Raw genomic sequence first — 23,583 nt, forward strand, 5'->3', positions numbered from 1 at the left:
GAAGAGAAGAAAAACAATCTAAACCTTCCTTCTCTGAATAAATCGATAAAAGACTGGGCTGCGGTACTACAGGATTTGAGCAAGAAAATATCAAGTGAAGAAAAGCAATATTGGAACAAGGTAATTCAGAAATCCAGAACACAATCCTTCTCCGACTATGAACCAGGTCAGGACCAGCTAAAAGAATGTGAATCTTTAATAGAGAATTTAACAGAAGAGGAAACTTCACAACTATTAACAAATGCAAATAAAACTTATCGTACTAAGGCTGACGAATTAATGATCACTGCACTTGCCATGGTTTTAAGCAAATATTACAAAAGCAATGAAGTAACGATAGAGCTAGAAGGCCATGGACGTGAAAACATTTCTGAAGAAATAGATGTATCAAATGTAATTGGCTGGTTTACTAGCTTATACCCGATTACGCTAAATATTAAGGGTGAGGTTTTATCTTCAAACATCAAAAATGTTAAAGAACAGATGCGGAATGTTCCAAACAAAGGACTGCATTATGGAGTTTTGAGATATATTACTCAAGAATTCATACATGAACAACCAAGACTAATTCGTTTTAATTACCTTGGTGATTTTAACTCTTCTTTTTCTAATAATTTGTTTCAATTAGCAGAAGAGAATTCCGGAAGAGATATAAGTGAGATGAACGAATTAGATAGTTTAATTGAAATCAATAGTTATATTGTTGATAACAAATTAATGTTTTCTTTTACTTACGGCCGAAAAACGTTTAAATCTGCAACTGTTATACAGCTTGTTAAAGATTATATGGAGAAATTAAGAGAGTTAATAAAACATTGTTGCTTAAGTGATCAAACTGAATTCACCCCTTCTGATTTTGATACGGTAGACCTTTCAAGTGAAGAACTGGAAGAAATATTTGATTAATAGTATAGGAAGGTGTGACCTAAAAGTAATGAAGGCACATAAGCTGGTTATCTTGTTATATGTAATTCTTTTACTATTCCAAATAAATCCATCAAATGAAGTTCTGGCGGATAACTTTGATGATGGAGAAAAGCTGGAGTCATTTGTTAAAGAGCAAATGAACAAAGGAAAGATACCTGGATTATCTGTAGTAGTGGTGAATGGTAACGAGTCTGTTTATAAAAAAGGTTTTGGGTATGCAGATCTAGAGGACGAAAAGCCGGTTACAGAGGAAACGTTATTTGAAATTGGATCCAATAGTAAAGCATTTACAGCTCTTGCAATTTACAAGCTTGTTGAAGAAGGAAAAATAGGGCTGAACTCAAATGTGAATGAATATATACCCTGGTTTAAAATGGCGTTTCACAATGGCGACAAAAAAGTGAATGCTGATATAACCATTGAAGAACTTCTCCATCATACAAGCGGTATACCGTTTCACACAATTAAAAATATACCTGAATCAGGAAGTGATACTGCACTAGAAGATACAGTTAAAGGAGTAATGAAACAGGAGCTAAATGCATTTCCAGGTGAGGAATTTGAATATGCCAGTATTAATTATGACATTCTAGGTTTGGTAATTCAAAAGGTTACTGGCCTTTCATATGAACAATATATGGATGAAAATGTACTTGCTCCATTAGATTTGAACAATACTTTTCTTTTTAGTAATGAAACATCTTCAAGTATGGCAAAGGGATACAAACTTGCATTTTTAAAACCCATGGAATATAAAGCACCTATTTTTAGGGGGAATACTCCTGCGGGGTACTTTATTTCAAATGCAAATGATATGGAACAGTGGCTGAGATTGCAGATGGGGGAGCATGAAGCTGGTTCAGCTTTTAACGAGGCTGTTCGCGATTCTCACATACCTAATCGGTCAGTCCCCCCATCTTCTGATGGTTCATCATATTCAGGTGGATGGGAAGTTTATCAGATAGGTTCAGGCGAGGTTTCCCATTCAGGGAGCAATCCAAACTATTCTTCTTTTGTTATTTTTCGCCCGGAAGATAAAATTGGTGTTGCAGTTATGGCCAATTTAAATACTGCTATTACCGAGGATATAGGGCGAGGGGTACTTGATATTATATTAAACAGGGAAGTAATGGCTAATTCTAAAGATATGTATAAGAGCATCGACGCATTTTCTTTTACCCTGATTATATTCTTGATTCCTTTTATATGTATAACTCTTTTCTTTATATCTCGAACAATTATTCAATTGATCCGTGGACAAAGGGTTCTTCAAAAGAGCAAGGCTAAACGATATGCTGTGCCATTGATTAATATACTGGTAGCAGCAGTCTTAGCTTATGGAATATATAATGTTCCTTCTGTGTTTCTAACAAACATAGATTGGGGATTTGTTAAAGTTTGGGCGCCTATAACAATGTTGATTGCTGCATGGACTGTGTTAACAGCAATTGTTTTATTCTGTCTGTACTTATCTCTTATCTATGTGTTTCCAATGGAGAATAATAACAAAAACCTTTTCCCTTTATTCATCTTAAGTGTAACAAGTGGATTTGGGAACGCGATGATAATATTTATCATTAATGAGGCCCTAAATCGTTCCAATAACTCCAATTTAGATTTATTTTTGTATTTCTTTATTGGAATCCTTGTATATGTTTCTGCACAGAAGCTTGTACGTACACAATTAATTACTCTTACAAATAATCTTATTTATCAAAAGAGGGTTACATTATTAAATCGAATACTCAACACTCCATATGAAAATATGGAAAGAATGAATACTGAAAAGATACAAACTACCTTAAATAATGATACAGAAGCTATAAGCAATCATGCTCCTACTATTATTACAGGGTTGACTGACTCCATTACCCTTATATGCTGTCTCGTGTATTTGGGGGTTATAAATATTTACGGCCTTCTTATTTCTATTGGGGTAATCTTAATTGCCGCAGGTATGTACTATATAGCAGGACGGTCAGCAAACAATTTGTGGGAGAGGACCCGAAACATTCAGAACATATTTTTCAGATACATTAATGATTTAATTGGCGGGTACAAAGAGTTAAGTATTGGAGAGAAAAAGCGCAACGAATTTGAGGACGATATGAAGGAAAGTTGTGAGGAATATAAAGAGAAAAGGATAAAAGGCGGACTGAAATTTGCTAATGTTTTCATAATCGGCGAGCTTCTTTTTGTCTTGGTAATTGGTGCTGTTACATTTCTTTTTCCTTTAATGTTTAAGCATATTCAAAGTGAGTTTTTACAAAGTTATGTATTCGTGTTCCTTTATATGACTGGACCAATAAACAGTATCCTTCATGCAATACCTAATGCCATTCAAATGCAAATAAGCTGGAAAAGAATAAACGAATTTCAAACCAATTTATCTTCAATGGAGAGGGAATATCCAAACACTCCTTTCGGTGTAGATAACACTAATAGAATCAATATAAAAGTAAGTGAAGTCGGGTACCAGTATGATAAAAAAAATCGTGATTCTTTCCATGTAGGGCCGTTTAATTGTGAATTTGAGTCTAATGAAATCACATTTATTACAGGTGGAAATGGCAGTGGGAAATCGACGTTTGCAAAGTTATTAACAGGCTTATATGTCCCGGATCAAGGAAAGATTCTCGTGAACGATAAGGAAATCGGCAGTGACGAGTTAGGAGAATTATATTCTGCTATATTTAGTGACTATTACTTGTTTAAAAAAGTGTATGGAGTAGATTGCTCAAAGAAAAGACAGAAGATTGAAAAATACTTAAAAAAGCTGCGTATGGATCAAAAGGTAAGAATAGAAAATGGAACATTAAGTACAACTAAATTATCCACCGGCCAAAGAAAGAGACTTGCTTTATTAATAAGCTATTTAGACGAGAAACCGATTTATCTATTTGATGAATGGGCAGCAGATCAAGATCCGGAATTCAGGCATCTTTTTTATATGGAGATACTCCCTGAATTGAAAGAGGAAGGTAAATGCATCATAGCCATAACTCATGACGATCGTTACTTCTATGTCGCTGATCAAATAATAAAGATGGAAAGGGGCCAGGTGATTGAGTTAACAGACAACTCTAGGAGTGAAGCTTTTTACAATCAAAAGGAGGAACTTGCTAATGGCTAAATTGGATAAACAAAATGTAGAGGACATAGTAAGTTTAACCCCAATTCAAAAGGGGATATTGTTTCATTATTTAAAAGACCCCCAAAGTGATGAATATTTTGAGCAAATATCTTTAAGAATTGAAGGATCCATTGATGTAGAAATGTTTAAAAAGGCATGGAATATAGTGGTTCAGACAAATGAACAATTAAGAACAGTTTTTCGCTGGGATAAAGTCAAAGAGCCGATTCAAGTCGTGCTAAAAAAGCATGAGCCGAAAATTTCCTACTATGATTTTAGGAAGACAGAGCCATTAAATAATAGGAGTAATGTACAAGCGGTCAAAAAAGAGGATATGAAAAAGAAATTTGACCTTCGCTATGTACCGTTTCGGATCACACTTTGTAAATTAGAAGAAGATGTTTATGAGTTGATTATAAGTAATCATCATATTTTATATGACGGTTGGAGTAATGGAATTATTCTTAAAGAATTTTTACAGGCTTATGAGAGCCTGGCGAATTTAACAGAAATAAATATTCCAAATAAAAAGAAGTATAAAGACTTTGTTAAATTTATTAATAGTCAGGACAAAAATGAGCAGAAGGTGTTTTGGGAAGAGTATCTGAATGGATTCGATAGCCCATCGATGTTAGAACAAAAAAGAGCTAGAACAGACGTTAATCGCAGTGATAGACATATCAGCATTAATTTATCGAAAAAAAAGCTGGAAGAGTTTTCGAAAACAAATCAAGTTACACTCGCATCCTTAATTTATACAATCTGGGGATTGGTTCTGCAAAAGAATAACAGGACGAATGATGTTGTTTTCGGGACCACATTATCAGGCAGAGCAGGAACATTCTCAGGAATAGAAAATATGGTGGGACTATTCATTAATACTTTACCGTTGCGGGTGACCAAGAAATCTGGTGACACTTCTTCTGATTTAGTTAAGTCCGTTAACAAAACGATTCTTGATTGGGAAAGATACGGACATACACCGTTACCAGATATTAAAAGATATAGTCAGATAAATGATAGTACAGAACTATTTGATTCTATTGTTGTTTTTGAAAACTATCCTTTGGATCAAAAGGTTTTAAATAAGGAATCTGCTATTTCATTTCACTCGTATTCAGCATTTGAAATGACCAATTATGAATTAACAATAAGTGTAATTTCTTTAGAAGATATTGAGGTTACTTTTAGTTATAATGAGCAACTGTTTAAAGATGATTTCATTGAAAATTTATCTAATAGTTTTAAAATAATCACTGATCAAATTTTGCAAAATAAACCATTAGATGAAATCGAAACTGTATCAAAGGAAGAAAAAAATGTTATCTTGAAGAATTTTAATAATACCTCAAAACCTGCGAATTTAGCCTTAACTGTAACTGAAATGTTTAAACAACAGGTGAACCGTACACCGGATCAAGCAGCAGTGGTATATAAGGACCAATCTCTTACCTATTCAGAATTAGATCATCTAACAAATAAGTTATCACATACTTTGTTAAGTAATGGAGTCTCAAAAGGTGACATAATTGGAATAATGACCAATCCTTCAATAAATATGATTGCAGGAATTCTGGCTATTATTAAGTCTGGAGCTGCATACATGCCTATAGATCCTCAAAATCCGGAGGATCGGACAAAGCATATGCTTCTGGATACTAATTGCCGTTTTTTATTAACAGATACGGATTCTGTAAAAGGCAATGATTATATTTTTGAAGACTTCCATAATACTTTATTGTGTTTAGATGATGAGAATAACTATTCTTCGTACTCAGAAAGTCCAACTATAGATTTGACCGGATCCGATTTATTCACAGTATTTTACACTTCAGGGACTACAGGAAAACCAAAAGGAGTATTGATCGAACATAAAAACGTAATAAATGTAGTTGAGTGGTTTGGGAATACGTATGAAATGGGAAAGGGTAAAAACCTTTTGCAATTAACAAATTATGTGTTTGATCCAAGTGTGGAAGACTTTTTTGGAACATTATTATTTGGCTCTACATTACATATTGCTGAAAGAGATTTAATACAGAATACAGATAGTTTTTGTGAATATGTAAATAAGCATCAGATTCATATTATTAACTTTATTCCAACTGTCCTCAAAGGTTTATTGTGCCATGACCGAAAACTCCCCAGCTTGAAGACAGTCATCTCAGGTGGTGAAGCACTTGAAGAGTCTTTAAAGGATGAATTAATTCAAAGGGGTTACGATTTATATAATAATTATGGTCCAACGGAGACAACAGTTGATGCCTTAAGTAAAAAGTGTACACCAGGAAAAGTAACATTAGGTAAACCTATATCTAATGTTAGATGCTATGTTATGGACCAAGACAGGAACTTAAATCCTATCGGAGTATCCGGGGAATTATATATTGCTGGATCTGGTGTTGCCAGAGGATATCTGAACCTGGAAAAAACGACTGAAGAGAGTTTCTATACTGATCCTTTTTATCCCAATGAAAGAATGTATAAGACAGGTGATATAGCAAGGTGGCTGCCAGAAGGAGAGATTGAATTTCTTGGAAGGGAAGATCAGCAGGTTAAAATTAGAGGTTACAGAATTGAACTTGGGGAAATCACTCATTCACTCCTGATACAGAAAAATATTATAGATGCGACAGTAATTGATTGGGAAAACCAGTACGGGAATAAGGTTCTTTGTGCTTACGTTGTGTCAGATCAGGAAGTTAATGTACAAGAAATAAAAGAACAATTAAAAGAAAAATTACCTGAATATATGGTGCCACACTATTTTATTCAAATAGACAAAATACCTTTAACATCAATCGGGAAAATTGATAGAAAAAATCTTCCCGAACCTGCTATGGATATAAATAAAGTATTTACTCCTCCTATAACTAATATAGAAAAAGAGCTGGTGGAAATATGGTCGTCCGTCCTTGGCATCGATCAAAAAGAAATCAGTACAAGTGATAACTTTTTTGAACTAGGGGGAGATTCGATTTTAAGCATTCAAATAGCAGGCAGGTGCATACAAAAAGGAATAGAGATGTCTGTAAGTAAAATGTTTCAGTATCCTACTATTTCAGAATTAGCCAATGCTGTAAATTGGGTGGGAATAGAAGAAAAAGATGTCCAAGCTGCTATATCGGGAGAGGTCTCCTTAACACCGATTCAAAAGTGGTTTTTCAATCAAAATATAAGGAACTGGCACCATTGGAATCAATCTATATTGCTGGAAACAGGTGCAGATATAGAGCCTGAAAAACTTAAGCTAAGTCTAATAAAGCTTACTGAATATCATGATAGTTTCAGACTTAGATTTCAGCAAAAAGAGAATAAGTGGGTACAATGGTACGCTGAAGGCCAGAGTCATATACTATTCAACGAATATGACATGGAAAATCAAGCTGTCAACATGGAAGAAGTTATTAACGAATTGCAGTGTGGATTAAATATAACTGAAGGCCCATTAATACGTGCAGCCTATTTTAACTATGGCAGTAAGACAGAAGGTAAGCTGTTTATTACTGCTCATCATTTAGTAGTAGATGGTTATTCCTGGAGAATTATTTTAGAAGATTTGCATAATATATACGGTCAATTAGATGTCAAAGGAGAAGTTCAACTGCCGGCGAAAAGCATCTCTTTTAAGGAATGGTCTGAAAAACTTTATGAGTTTGCCAATTCAACAAAGTTGAAAAATGAAGTTGAATATTGGAAGGAGCAAATCCCATCTTCTCTAGATCCTATTCCGATTGATTTCAAAAATGGACCTAACGATGAGAAATCGGCTAATACTCTTTCTTATACATTAACTGCAAATGATACTGATTATCTCCTTCATAAAATACATGATTCGTTTAATACAAGAGTTGATGACATCCTTCTTTCCGGCTTGTCTCAAACACTTGGGAATTGGAGTGGGAAAACACTCGTTGATTTGGAGGGGCACGGCAGAACTCCATTACTTAAAGAACATGATACTTCTCGGACAGTTGGCTGGTTCACTTGTGTATATCCTATGGTGCTGGGAGATTTACATTCCAATAATCAGACTGATGGCTTGATCATGCAAACTAAAGAGAGGTATAGAAATATACCAAATAGTGGTGTCGGCTTTGAGATACTGCAATATTTAGCTAGTGAAGAGATTCGCAGTGAAATTCTTTTAAAGCCTAAGGCACAAATTAGTTTTAATTATCTCGGCCAATCAAGACAGATTTTTAAAGACCAAAACACCTTTAAGATTAGTGATGTGAACTCTGGCATAGCGCGTGATCTGAATGGACTAAGAAGTCATCTGATAGATATAGATTGTATGATAGTAAATGGACAGCTGCGCATAGATTGGAAGTATAGTGAAAATACCCATAAAAAAGAAACAATTGATGCGTTAGCTAACGAATATATTAATCGATTGAGAGAAATCATTCATTTCTGTAAAAGTGTTCATAACACTCATTTTACTCCAACCGATTTTCCATTAGTCTCAATAAATCAAAAACAACTCGATTACTTATTTGATAAGTTCTCTTCTATTGAGGATATCTTGTCATTATCCCCTGTGCAGAAAAGCATGGTATTCCATAATATCTATTCACCGGATTCTTCTGTCGCGGTGGAACAAACGATTTTTTCAATTAAATCTGATTTAGATGTTGAAGTCTTTAAAGAGGTTTGGCAAACATTATTGAATCGCCACGAAAGCCTTAGAGCGTCCTATCATTGGGAAGATTTAGAAGAACCTGTCCAAGTTGTACACAAAGATTTGGATGTGCCTTATAAGTTCTTTAATTGGAGCCAGTATACTGAATCAGAACGCTCAGATTTATTAGAAAAATATATAGAAAAAGATCGCCAAACTGGTTTTGATATTTCTAACCCGCCTTTAATGAGAATAACCGTTATTCAAGAAGGGGATCAGGCTTTTGAGGTCATTTGGACTCATCATCATTTGCAGCTGGATGGTTGGTGCAATAGCATCCTTCTTAAGGAAATCGGAGAGTTATATAATGCATACTGTGCAGGTGCAGAAATTGACTTGGGTGATGCAGTACCATATAAAGAGTATGTAAAATGGTTATGCAAGCAAGATGATCATAATCTGGAAATATTCTGGAAAGAACAATTGAAAGGTTTTAAAACTCCGCTGCGTTTTGGTGATATTTTCACAAAAAAAGCAGAAGTAACGAACAGTCCAACATATGGTGACGTTATTTTTAATTTATCAAGTAAAAAGAAAGAGGAATTACAGAGTTTTGCTAAAGATCATAAGTTAACACTAAGTACCTTGATCCAGGGAGCATGGGCCGTTTTATTAAATCAATATTCGAATGAAAGTGATGTAGTCTTTGGAGTGACATCATCAGGAAGGCCTGCTGACCTGAACAGGTCAGATCAGATGATTGGGTGCTTTATGAACACGTTGCCATTCCGTACAAATCTCCATCAGAACATGAGTCTCACTTCATGGTTAAAAGATTTACAGCTTAAACTGGTTGAGATGCGGCAATATGAGCATGCATCGCTTGCTGACATTCGCAGATGGAGTGAAGTTCCAAGAAATTCTGCTCTATACGACCTTTATGAGAGTATTGTGATTGTTGAGAATTACCCCTTTGATGAGGCTTTAAAAGATGGTATTGGCAAATTGCAAGTAGAGTCTGTCCGAGTGGAAGAGCAAATGGACTATCCGATTGTACTATATTGTAACCTGCAGCCAGAATTACATTTTAAACTTCTTTATGATACAAGGTTCTTAAATGAAAAAGAGGCGCGTCAACTTATTACGCATTTAACCAATATTTTATGGGAGATGATGAGAGGGCATGACATAAAAATGAATGACATAACCATGCTTTCTGAATATGAAAAATCATTTCTATTAAAAGAGAATAATCAAACTCATTTAGATTACCCTCATGCATGCTTTCATGATTTATTTGCAGATCAAGTAAAAAAGAGAAATAACGAGCCTGCGGTGATACAAGGCGATCAAGTACTTACTTACAAAGAAATGGATACTTTATCAAATCAACTGGCACATAAATTGATAAGGGAAGGTATCGGTCCTGATAGTCCGGTCGGAATTTACCTTGAAAGATCCCCGAAAATGGCTGTTTGTATACTGGCTATTTTAAAGGCAGGGGGAGCATTTCTGCCGATTGATGCTGATTATCCTGGTGACAGAGTGAATCTAATGCTAACTGATGCAAAGGTACCGATTCTATTAAGTCAATCCTCCCTTGTGGAAAAGGTGCCAGTGCATGATGGCAACACTATATTGATTGACAAAGAATGGGACACATTAGAACTAGAACCGAAACTTACGCCAAACACTGAAGTGAAGCCTGATAACCTGGCTTATATCATTTATACTTCAGGTTCATCTGGGAAGCCAAAAGGGGTGATGATGCCTCACGAAGCGGTAGTTAGTCATTCAATTGATATAATAAACCAATTTAATCTGGTACCAGAAGACCGGGTGCTTCAGTTTTCATCTATAAGCTTCGACATATCTTTGGAGCAAATTTTCTCCACATTCGCTGCAGGAAGTACTTTGGTATTCAGGGATAAAGATTTATGGACACCAAGCCAGTTTTCAAAAAGGTGTGCTGAACTGGATTTATCTGTTATAAATCTACCAACCTCCTATTGGGCAGAAATTGTACAGGCCTGGCATTCCAGACCACAAGAGATTCCAGACTGTAACTTAAAAATAGTAGTTGTTGGCGGTGAGCAAATGCCAGCAGAGAAAGTTAAGTTATGGGAGCAATTGAAGTTAGAGCATGTGAACCTTTTAAATGCTTATGGACCTGCAGAAACGGCTATGACAAGTACACTATATAAAGTATCTGGCAACGGGATTAAGAGTGGAGACTTAAAATTTATCCCTGTCGGTAAACCGCTGGCAAACAGAAGAATTTATATTCTCAACGATCAATTAAAGCCTGTTCCAGCAGGAGTAAAGGGCGAAATTCATATTGGGGGCATACCATTAGCAAGAGGCTACCTGAATAAACCGCAAATGACACAGGATAAGTTTATAGAAGATCCCTATCATACTGGATATGGTTCCAAATTATATAAAACGGGTGATATTGGTAAAGTTCTTCCTGATGGCAATATTCAAGTATTGGGCAGAAAAGATGATCAATTAAAAATACGAGGCCATCGAATTGATATTGGAGAAATTGAAGCAACTCTTAGTCAATATAAACAATTTACCGAAGCAGTAGTAGTTGCTAAAGAGCGTGATACTGGGGAAAAGTATCTTGTCATGTTTTACGTAACGTCTTCTAACGATATTGACAAGGCTAGTATTAGGACGTTACTTGCTAAAAAGGTGCCTGAGTATATGATCCCTTCATTCTTTTTAAAAATGGATAAGTTCCCTTTAAGTCCTAATAGTAAGATTGACCGTAAAGCACTTTCTGCTATGAAGGTTGATGTCGACTTTGCTGAGCAGGTTCAAAAACCAACTAATGAGATTCAAAAAAGGTTACTCGATATATGGGAGAAAATACTTGGGATTAAAGGGATAGGCATCAATCATCACTTCTTTGAAGTTGGCGGACAATCACTCAGTGCGATTACACTAGTGTCAAAGATCAACATGGAATTTGGGGTTGAACTGCCTCTTGCAGATGTGTTTGAGTCTCCTACAATAGCAGAGTTATCGCTAATTATTGAGAAAACTAAAAAGGATGATAATAAATATCTGCCAATTACAATAGTGGATAAAAAAGCATACTATGAAGTCTCTCCTGCCCAGAAAAGAATGTATATAGTTGATCAGCTGGCTGATAAGAATATCAGCTATAATATCTCCGGGGCAGTAGTTCTTGAGGGGGATGTAAACGCATCTCATATAGAAAAGACTTTCCAAATGTTAATAAAACGTCATGAAAGCTTAAGAACTTCATTTGATCAAGTTAACGGGGAAGTTGTACAAAGAGTTCATGATGAGGTTTCCTGGTCAATGGAACACTATGTTTCCGATGAAGAGAATATCACAGAGGTTATTGAAAGTTTTATACGGCCATTTAATTTAAATGATTGCCCTTTATTTAGAGTTGCCTTAATTAAGGTGTCATCTGCTAAATTCGTTTTAGCATATGATATGCATCATATTATAGCAGACGGACTTTCAGTTGCAGTGCTGATAAGGGAATTTGCCAGCTTATACGAAAATCATGAATTATCTCCTGTAAATATTCAATATAAGGATTTTTCATCATGGCAAAATGAACTAATTAAATCTGGTTATTTTGACAAACAAAAAAACTTCTGGCTTAAAACCTTCTCAGGTAATATACCATTGTTAGATCTGCCGACAGACTTTACTAGACCAGAGTCAGCATTGTCTATAGGAGATAGCATAAGTTTCCGCTTAGATTCAGATTTAAGCAAGAGACTTAAGCAGTTCTCAAAAGAAAATGGAGTAACTTTATACACAATTTTACTTTCTGCATTTACTATTCTTTTAGCCAAACACAGCGGTCAAGATGATATTGTCGTTGGTACTCCAGTTGCTGGAAGGACACAGGCTGAAATGAAAAGTGTTGTGGGCATGTTTGTAAATACCTTGCCACTTAGATCTAACCCAAAGGACAACTTGCAGCTTGGTGAATTTATTAAAAAGGTTGCTGCATCTACTGTTGAGGCCTTAGAGAATCAGGATTACCCTTTCGAGATGTTAGTTGACGATTTAGATATTTTAAGAAGTTTGAACCATCATCCATTGTTTGATGTGATGTTTGCGTTTGAGAATGTTGATAACGCACAAGCAGATGTGAAAGATTTTGAAATTAAGCCATTTGATATTTCTAGTAAGTCAAGCAAATTTGATTTAGAGCTTAAGGTAACTGAACAAGATAAGCAATTGCAATTTGTCTTGGAATACAATAAAGGCTTATTTGCTGCCAGCCGTATATCAAGAATGGCTAATCATTTATTGATCATTTTAAACCAAATAGCAGATGACTCTAAAAAGAAAATAGGAGCGGTTAATTTAGTTACACCTGAAGAGAACTATGTCATAGAAAGGGTTAATGATACAGAATATAATTTTCCGTCTGAAAAAACGGTGAAGCAGCTGTTTGAAGAACAAGCGATTAAACATTCTTCTCGTGTAGTCCTTGTTACTAGCGAAGGTGAACTAACATATAGTGAATTAAATAAACAGGCTAATAAACTAGCCCATACCTTAATTAGTAAAGGATTCGGCCCAGACAAAGTAATTGGCCTCTATGCTCAGCCATCTGTTGAGTTGATGGTGGGGTTACTAGCCATTATTAAAACGGGTGCTGCCTATCTTCCAATTGACCCAGAGTTTCCGGATTACCGCATTTCACTTATTTTGGACCAAAGTCGACCTCAAGTGATATTGGCTCAGTCTCACTTGCTAAATTCGTTAGATAGTAAATATCAGGTTTTGGAATTAGAAGATGAAAGCATATATACAAATGATAGTTCAAATCCGGCAAATCGAAGTACCAGTGATCACAATCTATATGTGATTTATACTTCTGGTACTACCGGGGTGCCAAAGGGAGTACCTATAAAGAACAAAAGTGTTGTTAACTATATAACCTGGTTCTCAAGAGTCGCGTCATTGTCTTTTACAGATAAGACCATACTATTATCATCGTTTGCATTTGATTTAGGCTACACAAGTCTTTATAGCTCGTTACTGAATGGCAGTGAACTTCACTTGCTGACCAGAGAGGAGTATTCCATCCCTGACAATCTCTTAAAGTATTTAGCCGATAGAAATATTAGCTATATTAAACTTACTCCTTCACTATTTACTCACATGGTAAATAGTAATTCTCTTAATAAATATCAAAGTGAATTAGACTTAAAAATGGTCGTCTTAGGTGGAGAGAAGTTATCTTCAAGAGATGTTCTGAAATTCAGCAATCTCTATCCGAATACACATATAATGAACCATTACGGCCCTACAGAAAGTACAATAGGTTCTGTTGCAAGGATCATTAATTTTAAGCACACTAAAGATCAATCAGCTGAAGGAATTATTGGACAGCCAATTGATAATACTCAAATTTATGTGCTTGATAAAATCGGAAATGTGTTGCCGTTGGGAGTAAAGGGTGAGATATGTATAGCTGGTATCGGAGTGACCGAAGGATACATCAATGATTCTTCGTTAAATACAAATAAATTTATTAAGTTGAATAAAAAAGGAGAACAGAAGTGTCTCTATAAGACGGGGGATGCTGGAAGGTTAACTCATGATGGTCAAATTGAATACCTCGGCAGGATGGATAACCAATTAAAAATTAAAGGGTATCGAGTAGAGCTTGAGGAAATCATAACCGTTCTCAAACAACACCCTGCTGTCAGAGATGCAGTAGTTGTTCCGATGTTACAGGATGATAATAGGGAACAAGAACTTGTCGCTTACATGGTTTTGAAAGAAGAAGAGGACGGAACCGGTGTCAAAGAGTTTCTTTCTCAATCTCTGCCATATTATATGCGGCCTTCTAAGTATTTCCGGGTAAGTTTAATACCGCTAAAACCGAATGGAAAGGTTGATGTACATGGTCTTTCACGGCAAATTGAAATGACATCAATTCCTGTACAAAATGTTGAACCAACAGATCCGGTCGATTTAAAAATTTCAGATATCTGGAAGAAGAATTTAGGGGTGGATAAAACAGCATTAAATGAATCATTCTTTGAACTTGGCGGTAACTCACTAAAATTAATGCAAGTAACAGTCGATATTCATAAAGAATTTAGAGTGAATATACCGCTTAGAGAATCATTTAAAAATCCGACCATTGCAGGAATGGGCAAGTTTATAAAAGACTCGCCCATAAATTCTTATAGTTCGATAGAGCCTGTGAAAAATAAAAGATTTTACGATCTTTCATCTGCACAGAAGAGAATGTACGTTCTGCAGCAAATGGAAGGTGTTGGGACAGCCTATAACATGCCTAGGGCTACACTTTTAGAAGGAGAGCTTTCTCTCACTGAGTTACAAAGAGCTTTAAATGAGCTTATAAGTAGAAATGAAGCTCTCAGAACATCTTTTAAAATAGTTAATGGGGAACCGAAACAACATATAACAGATGAAGTTAAGGTTGAAGTTGAAGTAATAGAAGCAGGAGAGAGCCCACAAAGCTTTAATTCTAGTCTGGAACATTGGTTTGAGGATTTCATACGGCCTTTTGAGTTACACGCGGCCCCTTTGATTAGAGTCAAATTGATTCAATTATCATGGGATACCCATATTCTGCTTACAGATATGCACCATATCATATCAGATGGGCATTCAGTGAATGTTATGCTAGAGGAACTAGCATACTTGTACGAAGGTAAGTTACTGCAGGATAAGACCATTCAATATAAAGATTTTGCTGTTTGGCAGAATAAATTCCTCCAGTCTCCTGAAGCGAATAAGCAAAAGGAATACTGGTTAAGCGATCTTTCTGGAGAGTTACCAGTATTAAATATTCCAACAGACTACCCGAGACCGGAACTTCAGAATTTCGAAGGTGATAGTTTGTCATTTAATACGGGTTTAGGTCTGAAGAAGCGGTTAGAAGAATTTTGTTGCAATGCAGATATCACAATGAATATGTTAATATCTGCTGCTTACAGTATTCTGCTATCGAAATACACATCACAGGAAGAAATTGTAATTGGTTTACCAATTATCGGGAGAGGCCATTTTGATACACAAAATATGATTGGTATGTTTGCAAATACGATTGTATTGAGAAGTTTTCCGGAAAAGAATAAGACCTTTGAGAAATTCTTATTAGAGGTGAAAGACAAACTAATCAAAGCATACGACAACCAGGACGTTCAGTTTGATATGTTATTAGATATGTTAGATATCAGGAGGGAAAATGGCAGAAACCCTATCTTTTCTACTATGCTGGCATTGCAAGATGATGCTGGGCTTAACAGCTATATAGGTGATATTAAGTTAACACCTGTTCAATACCATCATAAAATATCTAAATTTGATTTTTCACTCTATGTAGACATAGGAGAAAACATTGAATTTGAATTGGAGTATGCAAAAAAATTATTTAAGCATGAAACTATAGAAAAGTTTGCTAAAGATATTATCTTTATTTTGGAAACCGCAGTAACCAATCAGGATATTAAATTGAAAGATATTGATGTTGATAGTTTAATAGTAAGAAATCAAGAGATTGAAGAGGTCATGTTCAAATTCTAAATATCACATAAAATAACAAAGACCCTATAAAGTTTATTAACTTTATTAGGGTCTTTTAAGTATGGGGAAGCTAAAGCACAAATTACAAGTAGGAGAAGATATAGCCACGTGATATGTGCATTACGTAAGTGAACTTGAAATTAAGTGATTCTCCTTCTCATTTGCTTGATGTTGCCGAAAGCGTAGGAAAAATTAATGAAAGTATTATGGATGAGATACCTGATGTGGTAATTGACATCAGACACAAGCTGATCGAAAATGGTGAGCGCTCAGAAACGATCAGGGATAGTATGACTCAATTGTATAACTGGAAGGGAGAAGCCAAAGAACGCGCAAGTCAATGGTCGGCAGATTTCTTCCTGGAACCTCTAAAAAGATCCATCGATTGGCAGGCAAACGGTATGATATAATCCAAACAAGAAAGAGGCTGGATTCGCTCATGCGAGCTGATTAATTTCGGTCCGAAGGGGTAGGAGGGTCCTTTTACTGGTTTTGGCAGCGCTAATTCTGCAGGAATGTAATGATATGCCTATGGATGAAAAAGAAGAGATCGTAGGAAAGTCCACAGAATCTGCAGTTCTATTTTAAGGAGCAAAAAGCGTGGGACGTTGTAATCAATGAGCATGAGTTCACAGATCGTACATATGGGTCAGAAATATTTCTTTTCGGATATGAGAAGGGAATAAAGACAACCGGGTTCATGCAATGGTCAATTTTGCTGAAGGAAAATATGAAGTTTCATTAATTAAATTTGACGAAGATAAGTAAGTATTTTCATCTCAACTATATTCCATTAATAGTATTACTATATCAGAGCCCGGTTTTATCCGGTGTTCTTTTTTGTTTTAAAAGAATTCGTATAGATTTTGTTTTTGCTTGTAGGAAACAGAAAATGGTTAATTTAGTTAATAAATGATAAAATAAGCAGTTGTAAACCCTCAAGAAACGGGGTCATACCATGAAATCCTACTGGCTATGGATCTTACTAAACTTAATTGTGTGGCCATTTGCCATCGCCTATCTACAACTTCCTGTAAATCAATTACCAGCATACATATTGGGAGCAGCCCTTTACTTCCTGCTCTTTTTTATCGTTCCTATGTTTCAAAAAAAGCTTAATTTATTATTGCTCATCCTATGCACGAATACGATCATAGCAGCAGCAATCCTATTTCCCTACAATCACGACTTTAACCCTTTTCTCATTCTTATTATATCCATGCTAATCGCCGAGGGCTTTTATCGCCTGCCGCTTCGGTACAGCATAGGGAATGGGATACTTGGAGTACTGAGTTTAGAAATCACGGCTATATATAGTAATCTTGATATTTCTCATCAAATTTTTATAGCTATTTACATTCTTTTTTTCTTCCTAGCCCTCATCCATTATAAAAAAATGAAGAACCAGCTAATCGATCTGGCCGCAAGGTATGAGGCCATTTTGGGTGAGTTTCGTGATGTAAAGAGGCGAGCAGTCTCAGAGGAGGAGCTGGCCAGGCAGGAGGAGCGGGTGCTGATTGCCCATGAAATCCATGATTCGGTTGGCCATAAGCTGACAGCTCTCATCATGCAGCTGGAAATGTTTCGGCTCCAAGCCTCTAAGCAGGAACAGGAACGAGTGGAATCATTAAAGAAACTGGCGAATGAAAGCCTTGATGAAACACGCAGGGCTGTCAAATCCCTGAAAGCTAACGACACCGGCGGCCTTCCAGGCATCCTGCGTTTAATTCGTAAGCTTGAGCTCGAAAACATGATGCACATCCATTTCTCTGTCAAATACGGGGCCTTTTCCGCTCCGCTGACGGGTGAACAATCCTTTGTGATCTACAGATCCGTCCAGGAAGCATTAACCAACATCATGAAGCATAGTGATGCAAAAGAAGCAGACATCACCTTCGAAGCACCAGGCGGCAGCATCTTCCGATTCGAAATACGGAACCCGGTAACCGGAAAAAATACCTATCACGAAGGCTTCGGACTAAGTCAGATGCGGCAGCGTTTAGAGAAACATAATGGCGGATTAAAAGTGTACCAAACCGAAGGACACTTCATAGTTAACGGATATATTAAAATAATTTCGCACTCGTAAAGGCTCTTAAGAGGTTAATCAAGTATTATCACTGAGTTGATTGAAGCGTAAGGCGCGAGACTCCAACGGGAGCAGCGGGACAGCTGAGACCCCACAGACGCAAAGTGTCGAGGAGGCTCAGCGCCCGCCTCGTGGAAAGCGAGTGCGTGGAGCGGAAGTCAACGGGAAACATTCAAAGACATTCTATGAATAGAGGTGACAGCCATGATTCGAATCCTCCTAGCCGAAGACCAGGTAATGGTCAGACAAGGCTTAAAAATGATGATCGAAACCGAAGAAGCATTCAAAGTAACAGGAGAAACAGACAACGGCAAAGAAGCCATCGCCCTCTGTGAAAATAGTCAATTCGACATTGCCATCCTCGATATCCGCATGCCTGTCATGGATGGACTAAAAGCGGCGAAGATCATCCAATCCCGCTGGCCCCAGACAAAAATCCTCATGCTGACAACCTTCGATGACGATGATTATGTCATGGAGGCACTCCGGATTGGCGTGAGCGGCTACATCCTAAAAAACGGTGACACGGACTCACTGCTCCGTTCAATCAGGAGTGCACAAAAGGGCGGCTTATCCATAGAAGAAGGGGTTGCTGCAAAGGTCGTTCCCCAACTAATGAAACAGCAGGACAGCAAGGAACCTGATCCATCCCTAACACCAAGAGAGCGAGCTATCCTTAAATGCATCGGGGAAGGTCTCAGCAATAACGAAATTGCGGATCAGCTCGCCATTTCAGTCGGCACCGTGAAAAACAACACAAGCCAGATACTAGCGAAATTAGATTTAAGAGACCGGACGCAGCTCGCCATCTATGCGATCCGCCATAACCTTGTTTAAATTTTAATTAAAATGATTAAAGTAATGGTGAAATACATAACTCGTGACGGGAGACAGTAGTGAAGCTGTTTCCTTTTTTATATCCTGAATGTATCAACTCAGCAAAAGGAGTGCGAAACCATGCTCGAAACAGTCAAACTGACGAAAATCTATAAAGATAAAAAAGTAGTGGATGAAATTAACCTATACCTGAACGCGGGGGAATCAGTCGGTCTGCTTGGACCGAACGGAGCCGGCAAATCAACCACAATTTCCATGATGTCCTCCCTCATCCGGCCGACATCGGGGGATGTGAAGCTTGATGGAAAAAGCACGATTCAAAACCCTTCAGAACTTCGAAAAGTGCTGGGGGTGGTACCGCAGGAAATTGCCCTCTATGAGGAATTATCAGCATATGAAAACCTGAAGTTTTTCGGTAAAGCCTACCGGGTGGAGAAGGAGACCCTGGAGGTCCGCATACAGGAAGTACTGGACATGGTCGGTTTAAAGGATCGCCAAAAGGAATTGATCAAAACGTTCTCAGGCGGCATGAAACGAAGAATCAATATTGCCGCTGCCCTGCTGCATAATCCAAGAATTCTCATCCTTGATGAGCCGACTGTCGGCATTGATCCTCAGTCGAGAAACCATATTTTAGAGACCGTCCGGGAGTTAAACCAGACTCATGGCACGACCGTCCTGTACACGAGCCATTACATGGAGGAAGTCGAGCAATTATGCAATCGGGTCTACATTATGGACCATGGAAAAATTATCGCCACAGGCAGCAAGGAAGAATTGCTCAGTATTTTATCCAGTGAAGATACGATCAGGGTTCAGCTCAGCAAAAGAAGTGATGTATTCACAGACAAAATTAAAGCCTTGCCGGACGTCCTTCAAGTGGAACAAACGAAAGAGGGTCTGCGCATTTTGGCGAAAAAGAATCACAGTTTGTTAAGCAGCCTGGTCCATGCTGCTGATCAGGAGGGCATGCAAATCATGAATTATCAAGTGGAAATCCCTAGCCTGGAGGACGTTTTCCTGCACCTGACAGGGAAGACGTTACGGGATTAAGGAGAGATGAAATCATGAGTACTTTTATTAAAAAAGATCTGCTGGTTTTCTGGAGAGACCGCAAAGAGATCCTTTTGGCCTTATTGCTTCCTGTCCTTATTATTGTCATCTTGAATTTTACCTTTTCCGGCCTTTTGAAGGATGAAGAAGCCATTCAGATCGATGTTTCGTTCATTCAGGAGGATGATGTTGAAAAGGGGAAGGAGCAGTTTGCAGCTGCGGTCGAAGAGAAGGGGATTCCTGCGGAAGAAAAACAAGCCATTTTGGCAGCGGCATCGGGTCTTGATCCTGTTGAGCTTTTACAGGAGTTCCTGAATAGCTCGGATTTGAAGGAATGGGTAACGGTGAAGGACGTACCCCGACAGGAAGCAGCCGAACAAGTGAAAAGCGGGGAACTGGATGCCCTTGTTTCAATTCCAGAAGGATTTACGTACGCAACGTTATCCCACCTGTTTTTAGGGGAAGCGTCCCAAGGGGCTTTTCATATTCAGGCTGAGGAACAATCGACAGAGGTCAATTCACTGCAGGAGATCATGCAGAACTTTGTCAATACACTTAATATGCAATTTGCTCTCGGGAAGCAAGAGGCTGAAACCTCTGCAGAACCGGTACTCCCGAAAGGCGGCAGGGAAGTGGTTGAAGGCGTGGATGGCGCTTCCGCTTATACCTTTGCCCAATACTTTACCATTGCCATTGGGACGCTGTTTGCTTTATTCATGGCCCAAACAGTCGCTTTAAAAACAGTAACAGAGAAACGGGAACAGGTATTCAATCGGATTATTTTAACCGATCGTCACCCGCTATTCTTTTTACTAGGAAAATCGGTCTCGGCCTTTCTTCTGGCTCTTATGCAGTTCGCCATCACCCTGACAGCTGTTCAATTGCTGCTGGATGTATTTCCGGGTAAATCCTTCACCTTTTGGGCTGGAGTCACGCTGATCCTGATAGTCTTTGCCTTAACGGTCGGGGGATTGTCAGCCCTATTAACAGCCCTTACACTCCATTTGAACGATAGTAATTCAGCTAGCGGAGTATCTACGATGATCATTATGGGATGTGGTGTTCTGGGCGGAAGCTTTTTCCCGCTTGATGGATTGCCGGAGCCGATCCAGAAAATCGGTGAATGGACACCTAATGGCCTGACTCAGACAGCGATTATTGAATGGGTTCAGTATACAGAATTCCATGATTTACTGTTCCCGATTCTTTTTCTTGCAGCTGTATGTATCATTTGTTTTGCCATTAGTTTGTCAATTTTTCCAAAAAGGGGGCGAAGCTAATGTATCCAGTGTTTTACGCTCAATTCTTAAAGGACAAACGAAAACCGCTTCTCATTCTGTTATTTATTGGACTCAGTATTGTGGCTACCTTTATATTTGGAAATTCAGCATGGGGTTCCAAAACCTCTGTCAGCATTTTTGCCTCCGGGCCAAATGCCGGGGAAATTGAACAAAAGTGGGTCACGTTATTAAATAAAAATACAGATACGAAATATGAGATCTCGGACGAAGCAACGGCGCGCGAACAGGTAAGAGAGGGAAAAAGGGATGCGGCCATTCATGTAATGGAAGAGGATTATCGTGTCATTACAGCTTCAGATATGCCCAACATTCATCTGATCGAGCAGGAGGTTCATAAAGTTTTTACAGAAGAGGCGCAGCTTAAAGCTCTGGCGGGCACAGAAGAAAAAGCTGAATTAAGAGAATCAGTGGATCGCTTTATGGAAAATCCCCCTATGGCCGTTGGATTAAAAAGCCTGGATGGCGGGGAATTATCGAGCCATGATATGGGGACACAGCTCCTGTTCGGGTTCACTTTATTCTTAGCGATGTTCACGATTGGCTTTAAGGTGAATGGCATTAATGCGGATAAAGTCAGCGGGGTCTGGAATCGCCTGAACTTATCGTCTGTGAGTAAAATTAATTTGTATACCGGTCATTTGCTGTATAGCTTTATCATTGGATTTTTCCAAATGACGGTAGTGTTTTTACTATTTGATTATGTCATGAACTTTGAAATTGGCCCGCTTCCCATTATTCTGGTGATCGCAGCTGTCTTTACTTTAAGCAGTGTCAGCCTGGCTATGCTTCTTGCGGGTGTGGCCAAAACACCGGAAAAGTTTAATATGGTTTATACGTCCGTTATTCCGATTATCCCGATAATCAGCGGTGTCTATGTGCCGCCAGGGGTAATGGATAATCCGGTATTCACCTTTGCAGCTGGCTGGTTCCCAATGGGGTATGCAGTCGAGTCTATGATGGATGTGGCCCTTTTTGGTGCAGGCTGGAATGATATTCTCCTGCCGATTTCAATCATGCTGCTTATTGCCGTTTTGTATATGGGACTTGGGATAAACCTGGGGGAACGCGGCGGGCGCTAAGGCTGGGATGCTTTTCTTGGCACCGGGTGCAGCAGCTCATATCGCAATGCCGAAATGATCGTTCCTCATTTGTAAATTAAAAAGCAGCGGGACTTTATCGTATTTCCGATAGGGTCCGCTGCTTTTTTCCGTTGCTGCTTCATTTTCTTTTCTTCTTTTCCATTAACTCTTTTTTCAAGAAAACCTCAAACAGGAGGTCAATCAGCATGACAAGCGTCGATCTGGCGGTTAAGTCGTATCCGGCATAGGTTACCCGCTGGACGTTCGCGCTTAGAGAATATTCTGTTAAGTTCGAGAGTGTGCTGTCCGGTGTATTTGTGATAGAGAGCGTCTGCATCGTTTTATATTTAACTTTTTCGGCGACTTTGGTTATCGTCTTTGTTTCTCCGCTCGATGAGATGAAGATAACCATGTCCTTTGGTTCCAGCATGTTCGTCAGGATGTCAATGATATGTGATTCGTAGACATATACAGTCGTCTTGTTCACTTGCATGAATAGCTTGCTGAAGTATTCACCCATCATTTTGGAAAGGCCGACTGCCACGATGATTACGCGGCTTGATTTTACCATTTGCTCAGCAGTCTTCTCAATTTCTTCCAGCTGGATGGATTCCAGGGTCTCATTCAAATCATGCCTGTAGCGAGCCAGAGGATTCGTTTCTGCTGGCAGACTTTCATCATCCATTCCCCTAAGTATATACTTCAGTTCCGTGAACCCCTCAAGGCCGAGCTTATGGCACATTCGTACGATGGTCGTAGTACTGACATTGTTTTCCGCAGCCATTGCTGTCAGGGGCAGGTGCTTTGCTTTTTCCAGGCTGGATTCAATATAGTAGAGTACGTGCTTCTCGGCATGTGTAAGTGAGGGAATGGCGTGAGCGAAGTGTTCTGTGACTTTTCCCATTGGAGCTCCTCTTTTGCATTGTTTTCCTGATTATATCACACCGTACAGTGCAATCTATACC

Annotated in this window: 10 protein-coding genes (1 of these 10 running past the window's edge); 9 read left to right on the forward strand and 1 reads right to left on the reverse strand. The window is 38.2% G+C overall.

Annotation, left to right across the window (positions count from 1 at the left end):
• From NSQ49_RS23230 to NSQ49_RS23270, 9 genes are all read left to right on the forward strand, one after another.
• On the forward strand, positions 1-906 hold the 3' portion of the coding sequence (locus NSQ49_RS23230) for an amino acid adenylation domain-containing protein (protein WP_251284130.1). 3,576 nt of this gene lie to the left of the window's left edge; the window shows 906 of its 4,482 coding nt (coding positions 3,577-4,482); the start codon falls outside the window, past its left edge; the stop codon is at positions 904-906.
• Positions 899-4,060 (forward strand): cyclic peptide export ABC transporter, encoded by a 3,162-nt coding sequence (locus tag NSQ49_RS23235; RefSeq protein WP_341071422.1) that lies wholly within the window; start codon positions 899-901, stop codon positions 4,058-4,060. The genes NSQ49_RS23230 and NSQ49_RS23235 overlap by 8 nt, the downstream gene beginning before the upstream one ends.
• A complete protein-coding gene (locus NSQ49_RS23240) occupies positions 4,053-16,259 on the forward strand; it encodes an amino acid adenylation domain-containing protein (RefSeq protein WP_251284132.1) in 12,207 nt (4,068 codons plus the stop codon). The genes NSQ49_RS23235 and NSQ49_RS23240 overlap by 8 nt, the downstream gene beginning before the upstream one ends.
• Before the next feature lie 128 nt (positions 16,260-16,387).
• Entirely contained in the window at positions 16,388-16,669 is a 282-nt protein-coding gene (locus NSQ49_RS23245; protein ID WP_251284133.1) for a hypothetical protein, read from the forward strand.
• A 548-nt stretch (positions 16,670-17,217) separates the two neighbouring features.
• Entirely contained in the window at positions 17,218-18,348 is a 1,131-nt protein-coding gene (locus NSQ49_RS23250) for a sensor histidine kinase (protein WP_251284134.1), read from the forward strand.
• Between the two features lie 204 nt (positions 18,349-18,552).
• On the forward strand, positions 18,553-19,185 hold the full coding sequence (locus tag NSQ49_RS23255; RefSeq protein WP_251284135.1) for a response regulator: 633 nt from the start codon (positions 18,553-18,555) through the stop codon (positions 19,183-19,185).
• 120 nt (positions 19,186-19,305) lie between these two features.
• Positions 19,306-20,238 carry an ABC transporter ATP-binding protein gene (locus NSQ49_RS23260; RefSeq protein WP_251284136.1) on the forward strand — a complete coding sequence of 311 codons (933 nt, stop codon included), beginning with the start codon at positions 19,306-19,308 and terminating at the stop codon, positions 20,236-20,238.
• A gap of 14 nt (positions 20,239-20,252) precedes the next feature.
• Positions 20,253-21,518, forward strand: a complete 1,266-nt coding sequence (locus NSQ49_RS23265) for an ABC transporter permease (RefSeq protein WP_251284137.1) — start codon at positions 20,253-20,255, stop codon at positions 21,516-21,518.
• Positions 21,518-22,618: an ABC transporter permease gene (locus tag NSQ49_RS23270; protein ID WP_251284138.1), complete on the forward strand. Its 1,101-nt coding sequence runs from the start codon at positions 21,518-21,520 to the stop codon at positions 22,616-22,618. Before NSQ49_RS23265 ends, NSQ49_RS23270 begins: the two co-directional genes overlap by 1 nt.
• A gap of 139 nt (positions 22,619-22,757) precedes the next feature.
• On the opposite strand, the gene NSQ49_RS23275 is transcribed toward NSQ49_RS23270, so the two are convergent.
• On the reverse strand, positions 22,758-23,522 hold the full coding sequence (locus NSQ49_RS23275) for a MurR/RpiR family transcriptional regulator (protein WP_251284139.1): 765 nt from the start codon (positions 23,520-23,522) through the stop codon (positions 22,758-22,760).
• Positions 23,523-23,583: the final 61 nt, after the last annotated feature.

The sequence above is a fragment of the Cytobacillus sp. FSL R5-0377 genome (assembly GCF_038004385.1).
GTDB lineage: Bacteria > Bacillota > Bacilli > Bacillales > Cytobacillaceae > Cytobacillus.